Origin of the sequence: Ruminococcus sp. FC2018 (assembly GCF_000621805.1) — a bacterium.
GTDB lineage: Bacteria > Bacillota > Clostridia > Oscillospirales > Ruminococcaceae > Hominimerdicola.
In genome coordinates, this window is sequence record NZ_JHXH01000005.1 from 78,811 (window position 1) to 99,094 (window position 20,284).

Below are 20,284 nucleotides of genomic sequence, written 5' to 3' on the forward strand. Positions count from 1 at the left end.
ATAGAAAGGATGTTTATAATGAGTTTTGTAAAGAATGCAGCAGTATTTGTGGGAGGCGTGGTCTTCGGTTCTCTGGGATTCAAGCTCCTTGGAAGCAAGGAAGCAAGAAAGGTCTATGTTCACACCGCAGCAGCAGCTATCCGTGCAAAGGACAGCGTTATGACCGATGTTACAAAGGTTCGTGAGGGCTGCGGCGATATCGTTGCTGACGCAAAACAGCTCAACGAGCAAAAGCGTGCCGCACAGGAAGCAAAGTGCGAGGTAATTGAGGACGAAAGCGAAGCTGAAAAGTAATGAGATGCAGCGTTTTACATGAAAGCAAGGGGCGTATAAGGGTCCACATTATGCGCCCTTATATGACTATGCACCAGGCAGATATCCTTGAATACTATCTGCGTGCAAAGCCGTTTGTAAAGTCGGTTAAGGTGTACGACAGAACAGGCGATGCGGTGATCTGTTACAGCGGCAAAAGACAGGCTGTGACAACTGCGCTTGCAAAGTTTTCTTATGAGGACAAGGATGCCATAGCACTCGTTCCTGAGCACACAGGCAGGGAGCTCGACAGGGAGTTTGAGAACAAGCTTATAAATGCCATAGCCCTGCGTTACGCAAGAAGTTTGCTGCTGCCTGCACCCATAAGGTTTGCGGTGAGTATCTTTCACTCACTTAAATATATCAAAGAGGCTTTGCGTTCACTTTCAAAGGGAAGGCTGGAAGTAAGTGTACTGGATGCAACGGCGATAACCGTTTCGCTTTTGCGGCGTGAACAAAAGACAGCCGCTTCGGTCATGTTCATGCTGGGTGTAGGCGAGATGCTGGAAGACTGGACACGCAAGAAGTCGGTGGACGAGCTTGCAAGCGTGATGTCGCTGGGCGTTGACAAGGTGTGGCTTCACAGCGAAAACGGCGACACCCTTGTGCCTGTAAGCGACGTAAATAAAGGCGATGAGCTGGTAGTCCGCACGGGCAGCATGATACCGCTTGACAGTATCGTTGTGTCGGGCGAGGCTGCGATAAACCAGTCGTCACTGACGGGGGAGAGCTTGCCTGTCCACAAATCCGAAGGCAGCTATGTTTATGCAGGTACGGTGGTTGAGGACGGCAGCCTTGTTATAAAAGTCGATAAGATCTCCGGCAGCGGAAAGTACGACAGGATAGTTAAGATGATCGAGGAGTCCGAAAAGCTGAAATCGGCTGCCGAGAGCAAAGCCTCAACGCTTGCGGACAGGCTTGTGCCTTATTGTCTCGGCGCAACGGTGCTGACGTATCTTCTCACACGAAATGCCATGAAGGCTATGTCCATCCTGATGGTGGATTTTTCCTGTGCGCTGAAGCTGGCAATGCCGATATCGGTCATAAGCGCAATGCGTGAGTGCACCGCAAAGGGCATTACAGTAAAGGGCGGAAAGTTCCTTGAAGCCGTGGCACAGGCGGATACCATAGTGTTTGACAAAACCGGCACGCTGACACACTCCTCGCCGAGGGTGGCAAAAATAATAACCTTCGGCGGAAATGACGAAAACGAAATGCTGCGTCTTGCAGCTTGTCTGGAGGAGCATTATCCCCACTCCATTGCAAACGCAGTCGTTGAGGAAGCAAAGCAGAGAGGTCTTGACCATGAGGAAAGGCATTCCACCGTGGAGTATGTTGTCGCACACGGTATCTCAAGCACGGTGGACGGTGAAAGGGCGGTCATCGGAAGCTATCATTTTATTTTTGAGGACGAAAACTGTACTGTACCCAAGGACGAGCAGGACATGTTTGACAGCCTTCCGACACAGTATTCGCATCTGTTCCTTGCAGTAGGAGGCGTCCTTGCGGCTGTGATCTGTATTGAGGATCCGTTAAGAGATGAGGCTGTACAGGTGATACAAGAGCTGCATACACTGGGCTTTGAAAAGGTCGTGATGATGACAGGCGACAGCGAACGCACCGCACGCTCGGTCGCAGCAGCAGTGGGCGTAGACGATTTCTATTATGAGGTTCTCCCCGAGGACAAGGCAAGCTTCATCAAAACGGAACGTCAGAAGGGCTGCAAGGTCATAATGATAGGCGACGGAGTGAACGATTCACCCGCACTTTCGGAGGCTGACGCAGGCATAGCCATAAGCACAGGTGCAGCTATCGCAAAGGAAATAGCGGACATAACCATTTCCGCACAGGATCTGTACTGCCTTGTGACACTGCGTAAGATCAGCGAGGGAATGATGAAGCGGATCGGCAGGAATTATCGCAGTATCATCGGATTCAATGCAGGGCTTATGCTGCTGGGTGCAAGCGGGATAATAACCCCTTCGATGTCAGCACTTTTGCACAATTCATCCACAGTAGCCATTGCACTTGCAAGTATGCGCAATTATCTTGAGGACAATGCACAATGAACGGTGAAAGCTGTCAGAAAAACTAAAAAGCTTAAATTGAAAAGGGGACTGTATGTTAACACAGCAGTCTCCTTTTTGATCGTCTGAAAGTGCCCTGGGGAATGGATATGTTTTCGTATTCCATGACGATACGGGCGAGTGCATAGACAGGATAAGGATTTGATAGGAACAATTAAAAGAGAGGCTTATCACGACCGCAAATCAGACGTGAGGGCCTCTTTTTATGTCTTTATTACTCTGCAGCAAGAGCCGTTCACAAGAGATCCGGTGCCGGTAAAAAAGTCTTACTTTTTTGCACCCAACGTTGCACAGCAAGGGTATTACTTATGAAAGCGGTCGGAAAGACAAAAACCAAAAGTTTGAATTGGAGGAAAAGACAATGCCAAGAGGAGCAGATTACGAGAAAAAAAGAAGAGAAGTAGAAAATGTACTGGACGAAATGGAAAACAGAAAAGATATCGTATCCATCGTTGCATATATGAAGCAGGTACTTATAGAAGAAACCAACAATGCTGAGTTTGACGAGGAGAACGCCCCGAAATACGATGCGATCGTTAATTTTATCGGAAGAACTCTGGAAGCGGCTGTTGAAGAGGGCGGCGAAAATGTAGACTATTTTAAGCAATTTATCCACGAGGTCAACAAACAGGTGGGTGAGGCTGTATATCAGGCGGACGATTGTCTTGAAGACATCGAGGAGCAGATCAGAAAAGGCGAGATGGAGGATGCGGAATTTTTTGCCGATGACCCCCAAAAGACTGAAGAGCTTGCCAGAGCAATACTTCTTTCAAGAACGGATATAGGTAAAGATATAAGCGGAGCCATGGGAATAATGGCGGTCTTCGGAACTGTTTATACTAATCAGGCAATGAATAAAGAAGACGCAAATATGATCAGCGAAATAATCCAGGGCAAGGCAGAGGGCAATAATATCATCACATATCCTGCATCCTACGAAGCTAAAAAGGTGCTCAGGAGCAAGCCGGGAATGACTGAAGAAAAGATCGATAAGCTCATGAAGCTTGCAATATCATCCGGCGAATTCTATAATAGTGGATATGCAATCAAAAAACGTATTCATCCCGCAGACGACAACGGAAAGATCTTTGATTCTATTTCCAATGATAGAATAAAGTGCAGTACGCTTAACCAGAAGCAGCTTGCAGAGGAAAAGCTGAAGCTTGAAAATGAATCAGCAAATATCAACCCCAACCTTTCCAAGGAAAGATACGACGGAGAAGAGCTGGTAATCAACAGAAAGATCAAGGAGGTAGAGCTGGCACAGAAGCATCGTGCTTTGGATGAACAGTTCCCGGAGGATATAAAGGATATTTCCTCAATGAAGGCACAGCTGTTTAGCGGTGTTGAGAAAAAGGGTAAGCTCAAAGCCTTTGAGATGAAGATAAACGATATTAAAAAAGCGACTAAGGCGGCTGCCGAGCATCTTGCCAGAGACAGACAGGAAAGAGGCACGCTCGACCCTAAGAGCCATGCACAGTATCTGAAATTGTGCGAGGCTACCGCTGAGTTCGCTGCTCTTGACCCATCCAAGCACACTTTCTCGGAGATCACCCGCAAGCTCAGAGAGCTGAAGGAAGCTTCCGACAGTTATTATAATTCACACAAGAGAGGAATACTCGGAACAGGTTACAAGTTCGTTAAAGGCGCTGAACGTCAGATCTCCGCAAAAATTATAAAAATGTCGCTGGATGAAAGCTTTGACAGCATCATAAAGCTGAACGACGAATTAGCAGGGTCGTTTTACGATAACCAGAAACTGGAGGAATGCTTTGAGAATCTGAAACGTGACCAGACCATCTGCCGCAAGGGTATCAAACGTCTGGAGGAAAAGCTTGGTAAGAAGGCAGCACTTGCTGCTGAAAAGAAGCCTTCTGAGGTGAAAGCAAACGAAACAATGAGCGGAGTTGTTGAGATCGACATTTCTGAAGCTGATGTACCCGGGATCGAGGATGCAGAGCCTGAGATCCGGACCAGACCACGCAGCAATACGATCTATAAGTCAAACAATTCTGCAAAGGCAGAGGATGATTTAAAGATAAAGGTGGGAAGGATCAGCGTAACCAGAGCAGATGTATCTCCCGAGATAAAGACCAAGTCGTATACCATTTCTTCCTCGCAGAAAGCTATCAGGAATATCATGGAAAGCTCCGGCGAGATCAATGCTGAAACAAAAGCAGCAGTCGGAACATACATGGCACAGATCATTGCTACCTGCATCGTAAGAGATAAGGAAAAAACCATCAGTACAAGTGAATCACAGGCAAAGATTGACAAGACCTTTGCTGCTGTTGAGAAAAGCCAGCCGTTTAAGAATATGATGGCAAAGGCAAACACAGATGAGGGCTTCAGGAAGCTGGTAGATAAGGCACTTACCAGAAAGCCGAATGAGCTTATGGTAGAGTATGCTGCGGAATATGCCAAGTATAAGGAGCAGAAGAAGTTTGCCAAGGGTAAAAATGGCGAGAAACTGGAGCGCACAGAGCAGATCAAGTCAACAGATAACCTCAAAAATAAAAGCATGAAATAAGCTTTGCGGAAGGGAAAGACTATGAACGAAGTAAGGATAGAAGCGGCTTTGAAATCGCTGGGGAAGAATACTCCCCACGCCCCTGAAAGCACCGTGGATAATATGGTAAAGACAGTCAGTGCGCTGAATGCAGCAAGGAATAAGCGGGCAGCACAAAGCGCACCAACTGCCCGGACAGAGGTTCACACAGACAGGGAAATGTCTGCAAGCAAGATGCCAAAAGCACCGTCTGCCGGTATGAACAAATAAGTCGAAATTACAAACAACGCCTCGGATCAGCTTTGGGGCGTTGTGTTTTTGTGTTATAAAGCCTTCTTTCGCTTTTGGAGTTCATGTTTTATTATTTCTGTTGCTTTTATGTACAATACACTGCCGCTTGCAAACTGCTTACAGATTTTAAGCGAGATCATTAAGCAATATTCGGACAGATCGAAATGCTCTGCTCCAATATACTCCTTTTCGTGTTTTCATGGGCTGCATAATTGACGGAGACTTTGATATATTATGATATATGATATGATCGAGCTGCCAATATAGGGATAGATCCCGTCGGTCTTGGCACAGAGTCAGACGCTATCCGCAGACAGGCAGATACATATACAGCCGGCCGTGGCTAACTTGCTGCAGGTTACACTAACGTTTTCAGAAGAACTGTGAGGCACTGAATATATCAGGAGCAAAAGCGTTCATACAAACGGGTACGGGCACTTTGTTATATCTGCCGCCGGGGGATCTGAGCGAAAAAAATGACTGCGAGGATATCGCAGTCATTTGGCTTTACGGTGGATTATTTTAACATGATCGTGTTTTTGCCAACTGTCTTGGCAGGACCTTCTTCTGTAGCTCCATTCCGATCTTTAAGGCTCTTCTCCCGGGAAAGGTTCACAAGGAACTTGTCAGCAAGCTTTGCAGCTCCTGCCTTGTCCTGGAGAAATACGTCCAGATCCTTTTTGTTTCTGATGCTGCCGGCAGCTTTTATGAAAGATCTGCTTGTCGTCAGATCGTTTACGAGGGCATTGTAGCCCTCCTCGGTCTTTGATATCTTGACTGCAAGGGCGTTTGCGTTGCCTGTTTTCAGGAGATGATTTGTAACGATAACGGCAAGTCCCTTGTGAAGCTCCTTTTTTCCCTCGCTGGAGATCACACGCTCAGCGTCCATTTTAGAAAGCCTGGTTCTCTCAGCTTCGGTCTGCTGGTTTGAAAATCCGATGATAGCCTGCGCACTTTCGATGCGGATCAGCTTTTCAACCTCAGGCTTCAGCACTTTGCCAAGATTGACCGTGTAGTCACGAATGTTGTGCATGGTCGTTTTAAGGCTTTCTATCATTTCCTTACGAGCGGTCTTGCCGTCTGATGTATCGGTAGCAGAGGGCTTGTTCGCATTTTCATAGTCCTTGCAGGAATCCAGCTTTTGGATAACCTTTCTTGAATGCTCTTCAAGCTCCATAGCGACCTTTCTGGCAGTTTTGATGTCATTTCTAAGCGTGGCATTTTCAAGTCTGCGGCAAAGTCGCTGGCTGTTGTCGGTAAGGTCGAACAGATCTGCATATGCATCGGAGCTTACGGCGTTTTTGCCCACACTTATTCTGAGCTTTTCTGCGGTTTTATCTATCTCGTTTGCAAAGCCGCTCTTGACGTTGTTGATCGGGATGATCGACAGACCTCTGTGTTTCTGCTCTGCGTGGATTAACTTCAGCTCTTTTTCAAACTCCGATGTGATCTCGTTTTTTGCAGAATTCTTTTTAATGTATTCTTCGTTGAATTTGCAAAGCTGTATTGCTTGCCGTGAAATATCCAGTCTGTCCTTGCCATAGCCCCAGTTGGACTGGAACAGGTGGGCAGCACCGCTGTGCTCACGCTCGTAGTTTGCGGCTGCTTCCATCAGCTTGTCGGTCGCATCTTTAAGCACAAACTTGTCATAGTGGTCTGAATTAACTACGCTGCCGTCGGGAAGTGTCACCTTAAACTCTTTTGTTCCGATCTTGCAGTAATTTTCCAATGCCTCATGCAGCTGTCTGTAGGAATCGGAATTGGTGTCTATGGGATTGCCTTCATCGTCCAGCTGGGGTTCTCCGGGCTTGCGTGCGGCTTCAAGCTTTGCGAGCATCTTTTTGGCGTTTTTAACGCTCTGCTTAATATCCTTGACAAATCTTCTTGATTCCTCGATCTTTTTTGTGAGCTCCTGTGCTCTGTCGTAAAGCTGATCCGGAGTCTTTCCCTGGATCTGGGTGATAAGGGGATCGACCCATTCAAAGATGTCTTCTCCTTCTTTGAAATTCTGCTTAGGTCTCAGACCTGTTTTTGCGTCATTTGGATCGTGCTCGCTTGTGAGCTGGATAAGTTCGTACATTTTCTCGACGGCGATGCCCTTTTCTTTGGCACTATCCGCCAGGAACTGGTCCTGCATTGTGTTCAGCGCATCTTCCATTTCCTGACCGTCCAGATTAGCGTTGTTGAAACCAAAGCACTGTCTCAGAGATATAGCGATAAAGGGCAGGCAGTCTATGTCGGTCCCGTACTGTGCTGCTACAAGATCGTGAGCAAGCTGGGTGACACGCTTTGGTTCATCGGCGATCATATAAGCGTTGGGGATCTCTCCCTTTCTGATCTTATCCTCCCAGTATCTGAGCTTTTGGTCGTATTCCAGTGCAAATTCTGCACGATAGTTCCAAAAATGCTTCCACACGCCGACAAGAAAGTCTTTGTTTTCTGCAAGAAATTCATTGTTATTTGCCTTATCTTTTACAGATAGGGTATTGAGATATTCCTCTGCTTGTTTGATCTTACTGTTGTCGTGTTCCTCGCTTTTGAACTGCTCTTTATAAAGATCAATAAAGATCTGGGCAACGCCCTGAGGCAAATTGTGTTCTTTATAGTATCTGAGCTTTTCGGTAATGGAAAATTCCTTTATTTCTTCCGGCTCCTGAATAAGTAAATCAGGCATATGAACGACCTCCTTTGTTCCTTATGTAAGTAATACCCGCTGCAGGCAGATAAGGGTGCAGGGGGAAAATAATTTTGTAGTTTTGTGTAAAATGCGCTTGTACCAGATTGGTAAATGACTTTTTTTATTTTATAATGTATAATTAAGGTGTATAAGCTGGCGGCAGAATGTTTTTTGCTGCACCCAAACTAAAAAAAGCAGGGTATTACTTATGAATGACGAAGAAATGGTCAAGACCTACAGTGACATGATCTACGGCGTAGCTATGCGCTATGTCCGCAACAGAACCGACGCAGATGACGTCTATTCCGATGTGTTTTATCGCTATTTCAGGCGTCAGCGCAGCTTTGACAGCGAGGAACACCGCAAGGCGTGGCTTTTGCGTGTCACGGTCAATGCTTCCAAGGAGTTTCTCATGAAGCGAAAGTACACCGAGGAGATCAATGACGATATGTTCGGTGACGAACCTCTTTCTGCGGCATGGGATACAAGCGTGGAGGATATGCTTGCAGTAAAAGAGGCTCTCAGGCAGCTGGATGATGATTTCAGAGAGATAATAGAACTGTATTATTTCAACGAGCTGTCCACCGCCGAGATCGCACAGATGCTGCAAAAGTCCGTTAATACCGTGAAATCACAGCTGCTGCGTGGGCGGGAAAAACTTAAAGTCTTGCTTGCCGGGGCGTAACGACCCTTTTGTGCAGGCACAATTTCCGACAGTCATAATAATCAGCCTTTGCGTGCCGCGGATCACGGCAGCGGAGAAAGTAAGAAAACAATATTATATGGAGGTTTTTACAATGAAAAATACCGTAAAGAAGAAGACAATGTTTCTGGCAGCCAGAGTTATGGGAGCAATGACTGCGTGCTCAACAATGATGATCACAGCCTTTGCTGCTAAAGATGATTCATCAGAGGCTTCACTTAACGATGTTACGACCCCGATCATCGACCTGCTCAAAAATGTATTGAACGTACTTATCCCGCTTGTTGCAGCTGTGGGAGCAATATTCTGCGTAAGCCTGGGTCTGAAGTATTCAAAGGCTGAGGAGCCACAGGAGCGTGAGAAGGCAAAGCAGCACCTCAAGAGTGCTATCATCGGCTTTGTTCTTATCTTTGTGCTTATCGTTGCACTGCGTATCGCAACACCTATCTTCACAGACTGGATGAATAAAAATTCAGGGAAAAAATGATAATTGTCTTAAGATCTGCTTAAGGATGGTCTGAATGAAACTGCTCTGTCTTAGGAAAAAGAGAATAATGTTTTCGGTGCTTTGTGCTGCCCTGGCTTTGCTAACGGCGGTGCAAAGCACTGCTGCGCCCTATAACACCGTATATGCAGCCGAAAGCAGCACCACCGATGAAAGCAACAATGCCGTGGGCGGCAAGGTGCTTGACGATGTGCTGGGGGAGATCATTTTCTATCGCTGGGAAAGGTTCAACGGTAATAATTATCCCAAGGATAATAAATGGCATCCGCTGCTCACGCTGTGGGGAGCAAGCAGATCAAAGGTGCTCAACCCTGCTGCGCCATCTGAGATCTATCTCCAGGATGCCCATGCAGTCATCGAGGGTGCGAAATGGTTTGGCAGAGACGGAAACGGGATCTTCCCTCTTTCCGACTATAACGACCGCAGATTCTCTTCATACAAGGGAACGAACCTTAATGTTGACCCCAACGGTGCAGCTGCTTTGAAGGCTCACGATACCGCAAATTACCAAGAACTGAAGGACGGTATCAACAAAAACGTGTTCTATACGACCAGTAATTATAACTGCACCTTTGCTCGTTATGGGGGAATTGAAGAATATACCAAGTGTCCCTATTTCATGATCGGCATTTCCAACGGCAAGGATGCGGCAGCGACTTCGCTTATGTCTACCAAAAGCGATTATATCATCAATCTTCCCAACGGAGCGGAAAAAGCCAGTTCCGCCCAGAAAAGCGGTCAGATGAAGCTTACCAAGGAGAATGAGCGTGTTGCGTCCTATGAGAATATCGTTTTTCAGAACGACGGCAAAGGTCAGTATCACATATATGATTATAACACCAGCGACCCGAGCGTTTATCTCGTGTTGCAGGATAATTTCTTTATAGGAGAATCAAAGTTCGATTTTGGCGGAGGCTATTTCAACGACCAGTTCACCGCCGATGCCGAGACAGCTGATATCTATTTCGGCGAGGCTTTCCGTTACTCTGCCGTTATGGAGGATACCACTGTGGGCAGCGGACAGATCCTTTCTATCTCTGCAAACGATTATGTTGACGCCAAAGGTGATATCCAGTCGCAAAATGGTGTAATGATCCCCAACGGAAAAACGCTTACCATTGAAAAGGGCGGCGTTTTAAGCATAAGCGGCGATCTTATCAACAATGGAACGATAATAAATAAGGGCGGCACTATCCTTATAAAAAAGGGCGGAAATGTGTATCCCTTCCGTTCAGGCTCTACCCCCTCCAAAAACGGCTGCGGCACAATAAAATGTCTCGGCGGCGATATTATCATCAAAGAAGGCGGAGCACTTTATGCAGGTATGAATGATGAAGTGGGAAATATCGTCCCATTTTATATGGACGAGAACTCCACGCTCATAAACCAGGGACTGCTGGTGTACGGCGCTATGCGCCTGGGCGAAGGCGCAAGGGTGGAGTGCTATGACAATTCAAAAACCTATGGCTCGTGGTTTATGGGAAATTTCAAAGAGAGTGCCACTGATATGAGCAAACTGACTTATTCGCAGAAACAAACAGTCCTTAAAGCATTTGACGAGCACGGCTTCAGCTATATATACGATGAAAAAGCGAATATTGTAACTAGCTGGAAGCTTGCTCCTACCGAGCAGCTTGATATGCTGCCAAAGTACAGCAGTTACTTTTTGAACAACAACACCGGTTCGCTGTCAGGTCAGCTGGCGAAGGCAAGTATTACCGCAAAGCCCGGCACCCAGGGAGCATATCTTCCCGATAAGATCTCAGATGCCGGCAAGCCGCATTATCTGGTGAGCTCCAGCGCATTGCTGGACGACAACCACTTTGACAAAAGATTGAAAACGGAGACGCTTACGATATGAGGGAATTTTTCAGCAAGATCCCGAAGAAAACAATAATCCGAAACATTATAATAGCTGTGCTCATTCAGGGGCTCGGCGGATTTGGTGTGCGCACCCTTATGGATTTCATAAGTTCCCTGGGTCCTGATAGGAGCTTTAAAGTTCACCCCGAGTATTTCCTCAGCGCTACTACATGGCTCATCGGCTTTGTAGCAGTGGTGGCTATCGGGGTGATATGGCTTTTTTCAAGCAATAATCTTGACCTTATGCTGGGTACAGGCAAAGGTCTTCTGGGCAAGGACGGCAAAATAGATGTGGTAAAGGGCGGACTTGAAAACAGCCGATTTCTTACCGATAAAGAGCGTGACAGCTTTTTCCCGGAGTATGTTTATGATGATTTGAAAGACTGCAAGAAGGACGGAATACCCGTCAGAGCGGTGCTGGATAAAAACAAAAAGCTTCAGGTCAACTTCCTTTCCGGTGCCCACAGCCTTATAATAGGTGCTACCGGTTCAGGTAAGACCACTACTTTCATTAACCCGATGATACAGCTGCTTGGTGCTACCGACTGCGGCAGCTCTATGATAATGACAGACCCAAAGGGCGAGCTTTTCTCCCTTCATTCCCAGTTCTTAAAGGAGCGGGGCTATAATGTGCTGCTGCTGGATCTGCGTGATACCTATTCCTCAAGCCGCTGGAATCCCCTTGGCGACATCTGGGATATGTATCAGGACTATGCTCAGATGGGAAAGGGCATTATTGCCCACAGAGACAGCATGAACGAATATCCCGACCTCAAGCGTCCTGACGGAGATGCCCGGGAGGGAGAGATGTGGTTCGAGTGGCGAGGAAATGCCTACGCCGATCCGACCCACTGTCAGGACGATGTATCGGTGCGCCGGCAGCAGGTATATGACGAAATGTATGAGGACTTAAATGACCTGATATCTGTTATCTGCCCGGTGGAAAATGAGAAGGACCCGGTGTGGGAAAAAGGCGCCCGCTCTATTATAATGGCGACCTGCCTGGCTATGCTTGAGGATTCGGAAGACCCAAGACTTGACATGACCAAGGAAAAGTTCAACTTTTTTAATATCAATAAAGCACTTACCAACTCCGAGAACGAGTTTCAGGCACTTAAAGATTACTTCAAAGGCAGAAATAAGCTCTCCCAGGCGTATACCCTGTCCAGACAGGTGCTTTCCGCTGCGGATACCACTCTTTCGTCCTATATGTCCATAACCTTTGATAAACTCAATATGTTCAATGACCGTGGACTGTGTGGTCTTACCAGTGCAACTGATGTGGATGCGGCATCGTTTGCGGATAAACCCACCGCACTGTTTCTGAAGATACCCGACGAAAAGGATACCAGGCATGGTCTTGCGGCTGTGTTTGTACTTTGTATGTATAAGGCGCTTATCAAAGTTGCCTCTGCAAGAGAGGATCTTTCACTTCCCAGAAACGTTTATTTTATTCTGGACGAGTTCGGTAATATGCCTAAGATCGAGAAATTTGATAAGATGATAACCGTAGGTCGCTCCAGAAAGATATGGTTCAATATGGTCGTTCAGTCATATTCCCAGCTTTCAAATGTCTATGGAAACGAGGTCGCTGATATCGTTAAATCCAACTGTGGAATGAAAATGTTTATCGGTTCAAACGATATAGGCACCTGCGAGGAGTTCTCAAAGCTGTGCGGAAATATGACCGTGAGAACCACAAGCACATCTTCTGCTATCGGCGGCAAGGAAGGGGATATAAATCTTTCCAGCCAGACGCAGGTACGACCGCTTATTTACCCAAGCGAGCTTCAGATGCTCAATAATAAAGAATCTACAGGTAATGCTATTATAGTTACCTTTGGTAATTATCCCCTTAAAACCAAGTATACACCAAGCTATCAATGCCCCTATTACAAAATGGGCACTATGGACATGGGCGAGCTGAGAAGTCATATGTTCAGAGCAAATGAGGTGTACTACGACCTTGAAGTGAGAAATGAGATAGTTCTCGGAGAAACAAGCTGACAGAATAAACATGAAGGGAGTGTAAGCAATGTTGGCGGCTAAGCTGGTATCACTGTCTATGGCATTGGTCATGGCGACAAACGTCGTGGGCGGAGTGGATATGGACTACGAGGGCGAAGTGGATATATACACCGGCAAACCCTCAAGCAGCGAAGAATCATCCGACCGGCAGAGCATTGCTCTGGCAGACGGAAGCCTCTACGATACAGACTCGGAAATGTTTATCTATACAGCACCAAACAGCAATCTGACTGTTACCTCCAGCGTTGCTGACGGAATGATAACCACAGATCCGGTCAGCCTCGAGGTGGACAGCAGTCTTTCAAGCGTTCTCTACCTTGACGGTAAAGAGGATTCGGACATTGACTATAAAAAAATCGACAAAGAAGGAAAATACGCACTGGTCGTTACCGGAGCAGGGATAGATCAGCAGATTCTTTCCTTTACCATAGTCCCTAAGAAAACGGGATCGATCAACAGCTATAAGCTTCCCCTTGGCTTCGACCTTAAAGAGCTTCATATCTCCGGCAAAGAGGAAACGTTCAAGGACGTGAGTGTTGTGGATATGTCGCAAAATGGGGATTATGTCATTACATACCACTGTAACCTAACGGGAAAAGATTACGGACTAAGCGTCACAATAGACCACGATCCGCCTGATGTTACTCTTGATGGAGTGAAGGACGGTTATGCCAGAGGTCCCGTCACTGTAAAGGACTATTCAAAGGACGATACGTTCAGCGTACTGCTCAACGGTGAGGATTACAAGTTTCCCGAGGATGACACGCTGACACTTCCGGGGAAATATGAGCTTACTATAACAGACGATGCGGGAAATACAGTGACAGAAACATTTGAAATAAAGTTCTACCTTAATTATCAGGGACTTTTGTTCGGCATTTTGTTTTTGGCAGTAATAGCAGCAGCGATCGGATATATGATCTGGTCAAGAAAGAAATTGAGAGTGAGATAAAAGTATGAGCGGCGTTGTAGACCAGCTGATTGAAAAACTGGATAATTTTCTCGGTCGTTTACTGTATGCGATCGAAAGGATAGTGTGCCTGTTTATTAGCTGGCTTCAGCAGCTTTTCGGCGTTTTTACAGGTATCACACCCGCAAAATATAATAATAACGATGAGTACCTGATAAACGTGTTCTTCGGCAATAAGGTCGTTAATGCGATCTACTGGGGCATGGCGGCTATCGGTATAGTCATGGTGTTTATATTCACCATTATGGCTGTAACACGCAAGGGCTTTGACCTGGATGACAAGATGCGCCAGTCCCACGGACAGATACTGCGTTCTTTTATGCGAAGCATCTTTATTATCATCAGCCTTTCGCTGTTTATGACCATAACCATAAGCTTTACAAATGTGCTTATGGACTCTGTAAACGATGTCTTTAACAACGCCCCCACCCTTGTGGACGGCAGCACTCATATCGAGTATACCAACGAGCAGTTTGCTGCCATGGGAAGGATATTCAATACCGTGGGCAACTACTCGCTTAACCCGTCGAGCAATAACAGGTATAATCTGAACACCTGCTATAATGAGATCAGGGCAGATCTTAAATATCTTTCCGATACGGGAGTTTTTGATTACTACTATACCGATACGGAAAACGGTAAGCAGAAAAACACCTGGCAGTCCGTTTTGCAGGAGCTGGCTACGGCTGCGGATTTCAATAAGGAACAGCCTGTGGATAAATACGAGGAAAGTATTGCCAATGCGCTTAATCACTGCAAGCAGATCCTTATGAACGATTACAGCTTCCATGCTCTGCAGGAGTATGACAGGACTCGTCAGTATAATAAAGATGAAGTTTCGCTGGATCGTGTCCTTTTCCTCAGCGGTACAATGGGTATAGGCAATAACGCCGCCGCAAAGAACGATGCGTTCAATAAAAATCCGGATATGCTGGACAATGTGCGAGCACCGTATTATATGGGCGATAAGAGCATATATGACCTGGATCAGGTCAATGAGGATTTCTATGTTTCGTTCACAAGGATGAACTATCTGCTTATCTATCTGGTGGGCATCGCCATAGTGGTAAATATGGCGATCATAATTGTGAACTGTATAGTGCGGATATTCAATCTTCTGTTTTTGTACATAATCGCACCGCCTATCATAGCGGTCTCGCCGCTTGATGACGGAGGCAAGTTCAAGCAATGGCTTACAGCCTTCATAGTCCAGGCATTTTCTGTGTTCGCAACAGTGATCTCTATGAGAATATTCCTGATATTTGTTCCTATCGTTATGAGACCCAGCCTTCAGCTCACAGAAAACTCGGTCATCAGTACCATGGGCAAGCTGGTTATGATATGGGCAGGAACAGTGGCTATCGAAAAGGCAAACGGACTGCTTACAGGTATCCTTGCAGACAATGCAGGGTGGCAGTCGATCATGGCGGGCAGCACCGCACAAGATGTTAAGGGAAGTACAGTGGGCAGACTTGCAAGTGCCGCACAAAGCAAGGTGGAAGGTGCCGCTGCAGCTCCTGTTACAGCTGTGGCAGGCAAGGCTATGGGTCTTGCAAAGGGAACTCTCAGTGCAGTAGGCAGAACTGCCGCATTGCCGTTCAGACCGCTTGTCGGCGCTATTTCTAATACGGCATCAAGGGTGGCTATGGGCTTCAGCGGGATTGAGGATAAACTCTCAAACGCTGCAGTTTCATCTCCCGAGGACCTGAAAAGGCAGGATGACGCCAAACAGAAGCAGCAAGCAGAACAGGAGCGTAACGAACAAAGGAATTTCCGAAACGCAGTCGGAGGATACCTGGCAGGTCAGGCTCAGAAAAAATCTCAGCAACCCCCTCCTCAAAGACCGGGGATCGGTGGTCAAAAGGGTCCGTATAGTAAAGCGGAACAAAAACTGTTTGGTGTTGATGCCAACGGAAATGTTAATAATAGAAGAAGCGGCGCAGCAGGCGGTAACGTGCGCAAAAGAGTGCCCGATCCCGCAATGAAGGCACTTCTTAATAAGTACAAGAAGGATAATCCGCCGGGTGGCGATGCAACTGGCAGTGGAGCAGCTGGCAGTGGTGCAGCTGGCAGTGGAGCAGCTGGCAGTGGAGCAGCTGGCAGTGGAGCAGCAAACCATTCACGTCAGCTTGATCCGCAAGTGCAAAAACTGTTCGATGAGGGCGGCGATGCGCTGCCGCACAATCAGGGCGACCTTGCTCAGCAGAGCAAAGAACTTGATGAAATGCTCAAAGCTGTGGGAATAGATCCCGCTCAGGGAAACGATATTTTACCACAAAAAGGGCCGATAATTATCCCGCCCGAGTATTATGACACTCACAAGCTTGATGCAAAGACCAAGTCAATGCTGCCTTATGACGATATGGGCAGGCTCAAGGATTCTGCCGATGTGAACAAAGCAGTAAGAGCAGCAAGAAGAGGCGGAGAACCCGAAGACCCGCCGGTAGGCTCTGTATTCTATGCCGATATGCTCAGTAAGAATAAAAAGAACAATAATATCAAGCCTCCTCCGCCAAGGAAAGGTAACCCTTAAAACAAAACAACTATTTATGAAAGGATAACGTACAATGAGACTGATACCCGGAAAAACCAAAGTTAAAATTGAATTATTCCGTGGAATCACACTGGGTGACATTATTGTCGGTCTGGTGACACTTGGGCTGATAGCTCTGGTTATCCTTTCGACCATTCCCGGACGTCTATATATCGCCGTGGGTGTGCTTGCGGTGGGTATACTTCTGGTGTTGAGGATCGATTCACAGCCCAACTACAAGCTTATCCTCAATTTGCTCAAGTATCTGGCGTTCCCCAGAAATTACTGGAGGACATTCAGCGACAAGCACCTTATTTCCAGCACCACAGAGACTAAAAAAGGCGATCATTGGAAAGAGTTTTTCTCGGATAAGTACCAGCCGGATGAGGACTATTCTCTGCGTGAGAGCATAGAGAATATAATGGAGCAGAAAAAGCAGCGCAAAGAGGAAGACAAGCGCCTTGCAAGCAGAGAGATCTCCGATAAGGAGAAAAATGCTATCTGGCAGGAAAGAAAAGAAAGAGAATCTGCGGCAGCAAAGAAAAAAGAAGAGAATAAAGATACTGCAAATAAAAATAGTAAAGATATTGAAGATATAATTCCTTTTACGGGGATAAGCGGCGGCTTTGTGGAGTATAATGGAAAGTACTACGGAACAGTCATCGAGATCGACCCTGTGGAGTTTCGCTTTTTCAGCCAGTACAGGAGAGATTCATCTATTGAGAACTGCTTTGGTAAAATTCTTCGTTCACTCAAAATGGACTATTCTGCCAACATGATCAAAATAGACCGCCCTGTTATATACGACAAGACCCTTGACAGGGAGTACGATAAGCTTGACGAGCTGAAAGCTTCCTATGAAAAAGGACTGCTTACGGAAGACGAGCTGAAAAGCCGTGTGGAGATACAGTATGACCGTATCAATGCTGTGCGGGATATTTGCTTTGACAACAAAGTAATTCAGCCGTTCTATTATTTCACACTTTTCAATATAGATAAGCGGCAGCTGCTGGTGGATACCGAGGCAGCCATATCTGCGTTTACTCAGGGAGAGCTGACAGTGCGCAGACTTGTCAGCGATAAAGAACTGGCAATATTCCTTAAATATACAAACTATCTTGACTTTGACGAGCGTGATATAGAAAAGATAGATCCCAAGGACTATGTGAAATGGGCTATGCCCGAAAGCGTGTCCTTTACAACAAGAAGATCAGAGATCAACAAAATAATCACCCACCAGATGAGAGTGGTGGGTTATCCGTCTGATGTGGGCGATGCATGGCTTGCAGGGGTAATGTCTGTGCCCGCAACCAAAGTGGTGGTCAAAATAACTCCTATGGAGAGGACTAAGTCCATTCGTGCCATAGATCGTTCACTCCAGGAGCTGCGCAGCAGATTGATGACTACCGGTATTGATTCAAAGCGTCTTGAGCTTGAGTCGCATATTGAAACTCTGGGACGTTTGCTGGTAACACTGCAGCAGGATAACGAAGCTTTGCTTACCGTTAATATCTACATCAGTATGTATGACGCTATGAAGACCTCGGAGTTTGGCAGATCGGATGAGATGAAAGACTCCTCGCTTTCCGTCATAGCCGATATGAAAAAGACCGTTCGCCGTATATGGCAGGAAACAGGCATGAGACTTATGTCCATGGATTATTCCCAGCTTGAAGCCTTTATAGGTTCACAGGTCTCCGCATATGACCCACTTCTGAGTGACGGACGTCATATGCCTTCCAACACCATAGCTGCAATGTACCCATGGATATATGCCCGTGTTTCCGATGAGGGCGGTATCCGTCTCGGCTCCCAGGACGGCGTTCCTGTGTTTATAGACTTTTTCCGCAGGGATTCGGAAAGAGTCAACTCCAATATGGTCATAATCGGTAAGTCCGGTTCAGGTAAATCCTACGGTACAAAAGCCCTGCTTACAAATATGGCTTCGGAGAATGCGAAGATCTTTGTACTTGACCCTGAGAATGAGTATACCGAGCTTGCAAATACGCTGCACGGAAAAATAATAAATGTGGGCAATGCCAAGTACGGCAGGCTCAATCCTTTCCATATCATAACCACTCTTGAAGACGACGAGGAGGGCACAGACAGCACTGGAACCGGTTTCTCGGCACATCTCCAGTTCCTTGAGGAATTCTTCAGACAGATCCTTCCCGATGTGGATAAGGAAGCCCTTGAACACCTCAATTCCATGGTGGAACGTCTGTATACCAATTTCGGGATAACTATGGAGACCGACCTTTCCAAGCTTTCCCCCGAGGATTATCCTGTCTTTGATGACCTTTATGACATAGTTCTTGAGGATTTCCAGCGTACTCAGAACGAGTATCTGAGAACTATGCTCCAGACACTTATGAACTATGTTTCAAAGTTCTCAACAGGCGGAAGAAACGCAAACATCTGGAACGGACCGTCCTCTGTCACTACTGAGGAAAACTTCTCCGTTTTCAACTTCCAGTCGCTGCTTGCAAACCGCAACTCGACTATTGCCAATGCCCAGATGCTGCTTGTGCTAAAGTATATTGACAACGAAATAATCAAGAACCGTGATTATAACCGCAAATACGGTCTTAACAGAAAGATCGTGGTAGTTATCGACGAGGCGCACGTTTTCATCGATACCAAGTTCCCCATTGCCCTGGACTTCATGTTCCAGCTTGCAAAGCGTATCCGTAAGTATAACGGTATGCAGATAGTTATCACCCAGAATATAAAGGACTTTGTAGGCAGTGAGGAGATAGCAAGAAAATCCACAGCTATAATCAATGCCTGTCAGTATAGCTTTATCTTTGGCTTAGCACCTAATGATATGGACGATCTGTGCAAGCTCTATGAGAAAGCAGGCGGGATCAACGAGATCGAGCAGGATCAGATAGTGACCGCCCCCAGAGGTCTGGCATTTGCAGTTATGAGCCCCACCAGCCGTTCGTCGTTTACGATCGAGGTCCCCCAGACCATGGTGGATATGTTCGAGCAGCCGGATTATCAGTCACACTATTTCAGTGATGAAGACGGCGCAGAGGTGTGGGAGGAGTTTGTAGCCGACAGCCGTGAGGAGCACCGGGCTAATGCCGACAACAGGATCTCGGGCTATGTCTACGAAACACCGGAAAGTGATGATGACTATGAAGGATTTACTTTCAGCGAGATAACTGCCGAAGAAGCCGACAGGCTTAATGAACAGCAAAGTACCTTAGAACGTAACCGTGCCCAAAGATCTGCGGGCAGTGAAATGCTGCCGCAGCAGGGCGGCGATGATGAAACCGTTGCTTCCCAACAAGCAGTGCAGCCCACTGCGCCTGCGGTGCAGCCTGCCCAGCCGATGATAGACATTGCATCACTGATAACCACCATACGCCAGGAGGTAAGGCGTGAAATGGAGGTACAGATGGCAGCACAGCAAAACGCGGCTTCAAACGTCAGTGCTGTGCCCGTGCAGCCTGCTGATGTGCCGACTTCTGAGTCTGACGAGGAAACCGACATTCCGCAGGAGGTGGCAGAGCCGGAAAGCCGTATCGCTGCACCTGCAATGGGTATGGGCGGCTCGCATACATCACATCAGGCTCCCAAGCAGGAAATACAAGAGCCCGAGCCGGAGGAAACCGAGCCCGACGAAGATTTCACACCCAAATTCGATATTATGGCACTGCTGGATGAGCAGCTTCAAAGCTACAGCGAAATGTCCCTTACCGAGCGTATGGAAGAGATCGATGTCAGCACCATGGAAATATCCCTGGAAGAGCTTGCGTCTTATATCAAAGATTCAAGGAAAAGAAGAGGTGCATGAG

The 20,284-nt window shown here is 46.8% G+C and carries 12 protein-coding genes; 11 read left to right on the top strand and 1 reads right to left on the bottom strand.

The window, feature by feature from the left end; translation table 11 throughout:
* The first annotated feature begins 18 nt into the window (after positions 1-18).
* The 4 genes from T494_RS0104830 to T494_RS0104845 all read left to right on the top strand — a co-directional run bounded on the left by T494_RS0104830 (position 19) and on the right by T494_RS0104845 (position 5,178).
* Positions 19-294: a DUF6110 family protein gene (locus T494_RS0104830; protein ID WP_028505320.1), complete on the top strand. Its 276-nt coding sequence runs from the start codon at positions 19-21 to the stop codon at positions 292-294.
* Complete coding sequence (locus tag T494_RS0104835) at positions 294-2,381, top strand: heavy metal translocating P-type ATPase (protein WP_028505321.1); 2,088 nt, start codon at positions 294-296, stop codon at positions 2,379-2,381. The genes T494_RS0104830 and T494_RS0104835 overlap by 1 nt, the downstream gene beginning before the upstream one ends.
* Before the next feature lie 379 nt (positions 2,382-2,760).
* Positions 2,761-4,929, top strand: coding sequence for a hypothetical protein (locus T494_RS0104840; RefSeq protein WP_028505322.1), 2,169 nt, complete (start codon positions 2,761-2,763; stop codon positions 4,927-4,929).
* A gap of 21 nt (positions 4,930-4,950) precedes the next feature.
* Complete coding sequence (locus tag T494_RS0104845; RefSeq protein WP_028505323.1) at positions 4,951-5,178, top strand: hypothetical protein; 228 nt, start codon at positions 4,951-4,953, stop codon at positions 5,176-5,178.
* A 538-nt stretch (positions 5,179-5,716) separates the two neighbouring features.
* On the opposite strand, the gene T494_RS0104850 is transcribed toward T494_RS0104845, so the two are convergent.
* Entirely contained in the window at positions 5,717-7,873 is a 2,157-nt protein-coding gene (locus tag T494_RS0104850; RefSeq protein WP_028505324.1) for a hypothetical protein, read from the bottom strand.
* A 211-nt stretch (positions 7,874-8,084) separates the two neighbouring features.
* On the opposite strand from T494_RS0104850, the gene T494_RS0104855 reads away from it, so the two are divergent.
* The 7 genes from T494_RS0104855 (at position 8,085) to T494_RS13375 (ending at position 20,283) form a co-directional block, all read left to right on the top strand.
* The gene (locus T494_RS0104855) at positions 8,085-8,561 is read left to right on the top strand and encodes a sigma-70 family RNA polymerase sigma factor (RefSeq protein ID WP_028505325.1); all 477 of its coding nucleotides are present in this window, start codon (positions 8,085-8,087) and stop codon (positions 8,559-8,561) included.
* 112 nt (positions 8,562-8,673) lie between these two features.
* Positions 8,674-9,066 (top strand): Mbov_0395 family pilin-like conjugal transfer protein, encoded by a 393-nt coding sequence (locus T494_RS12315; protein ID WP_242836387.1) that lies wholly within the window; start codon positions 8,674-8,676, stop codon positions 9,064-9,066.
* A 34-nt stretch (positions 9,067-9,100) separates the two neighbouring features.
* The gene (locus T494_RS0104865; RefSeq protein WP_028505326.1) at positions 9,101-10,945 is read left to right on the top strand and encodes a hypothetical protein; all 1,845 of its coding nucleotides are present in this window, start codon (positions 9,101-9,103) and stop codon (positions 10,943-10,945) included.
* Positions 10,942-12,954 (top strand): type IV secretory system conjugative DNA transfer family protein, encoded by a 2,013-nt coding sequence (locus T494_RS12320; RefSeq protein WP_051540091.1) that lies wholly within the window; start codon positions 10,942-10,944, stop codon positions 12,952-12,954. Before T494_RS0104865 ends, T494_RS12320 begins: the two co-directional genes overlap by 4 nt.
* Before the next feature lie 28 nt (positions 12,955-12,982).
* Positions 12,983-13,927 (top strand): hypothetical protein, encoded by a 945-nt coding sequence (locus T494_RS0104875; RefSeq protein WP_028505327.1) that lies wholly within the window; start codon positions 12,983-12,985, stop codon positions 13,925-13,927.
* Between the two features lie 4 nt (positions 13,928-13,931).
* The gene (locus T494_RS0104880; RefSeq protein WP_028505328.1) at positions 13,932-16,478 is read left to right on the top strand and encodes an Mbov_0396 family ICE element transmembrane protein; all 2,547 of its coding nucleotides are present in this window, start codon (positions 13,932-13,934) and stop codon (positions 16,476-16,478) included.
* Between the two features lie 34 nt (positions 16,479-16,512).
* Positions 16,513-20,283: a DUF87 domain-containing protein gene (locus tag T494_RS13375; protein ID WP_051540093.1), complete on the top strand. Its 3,771-nt coding sequence runs from the start codon at positions 16,513-16,515 to the stop codon at positions 20,281-20,283.
* Position 20,284 lies beyond the last annotated feature (1 nt).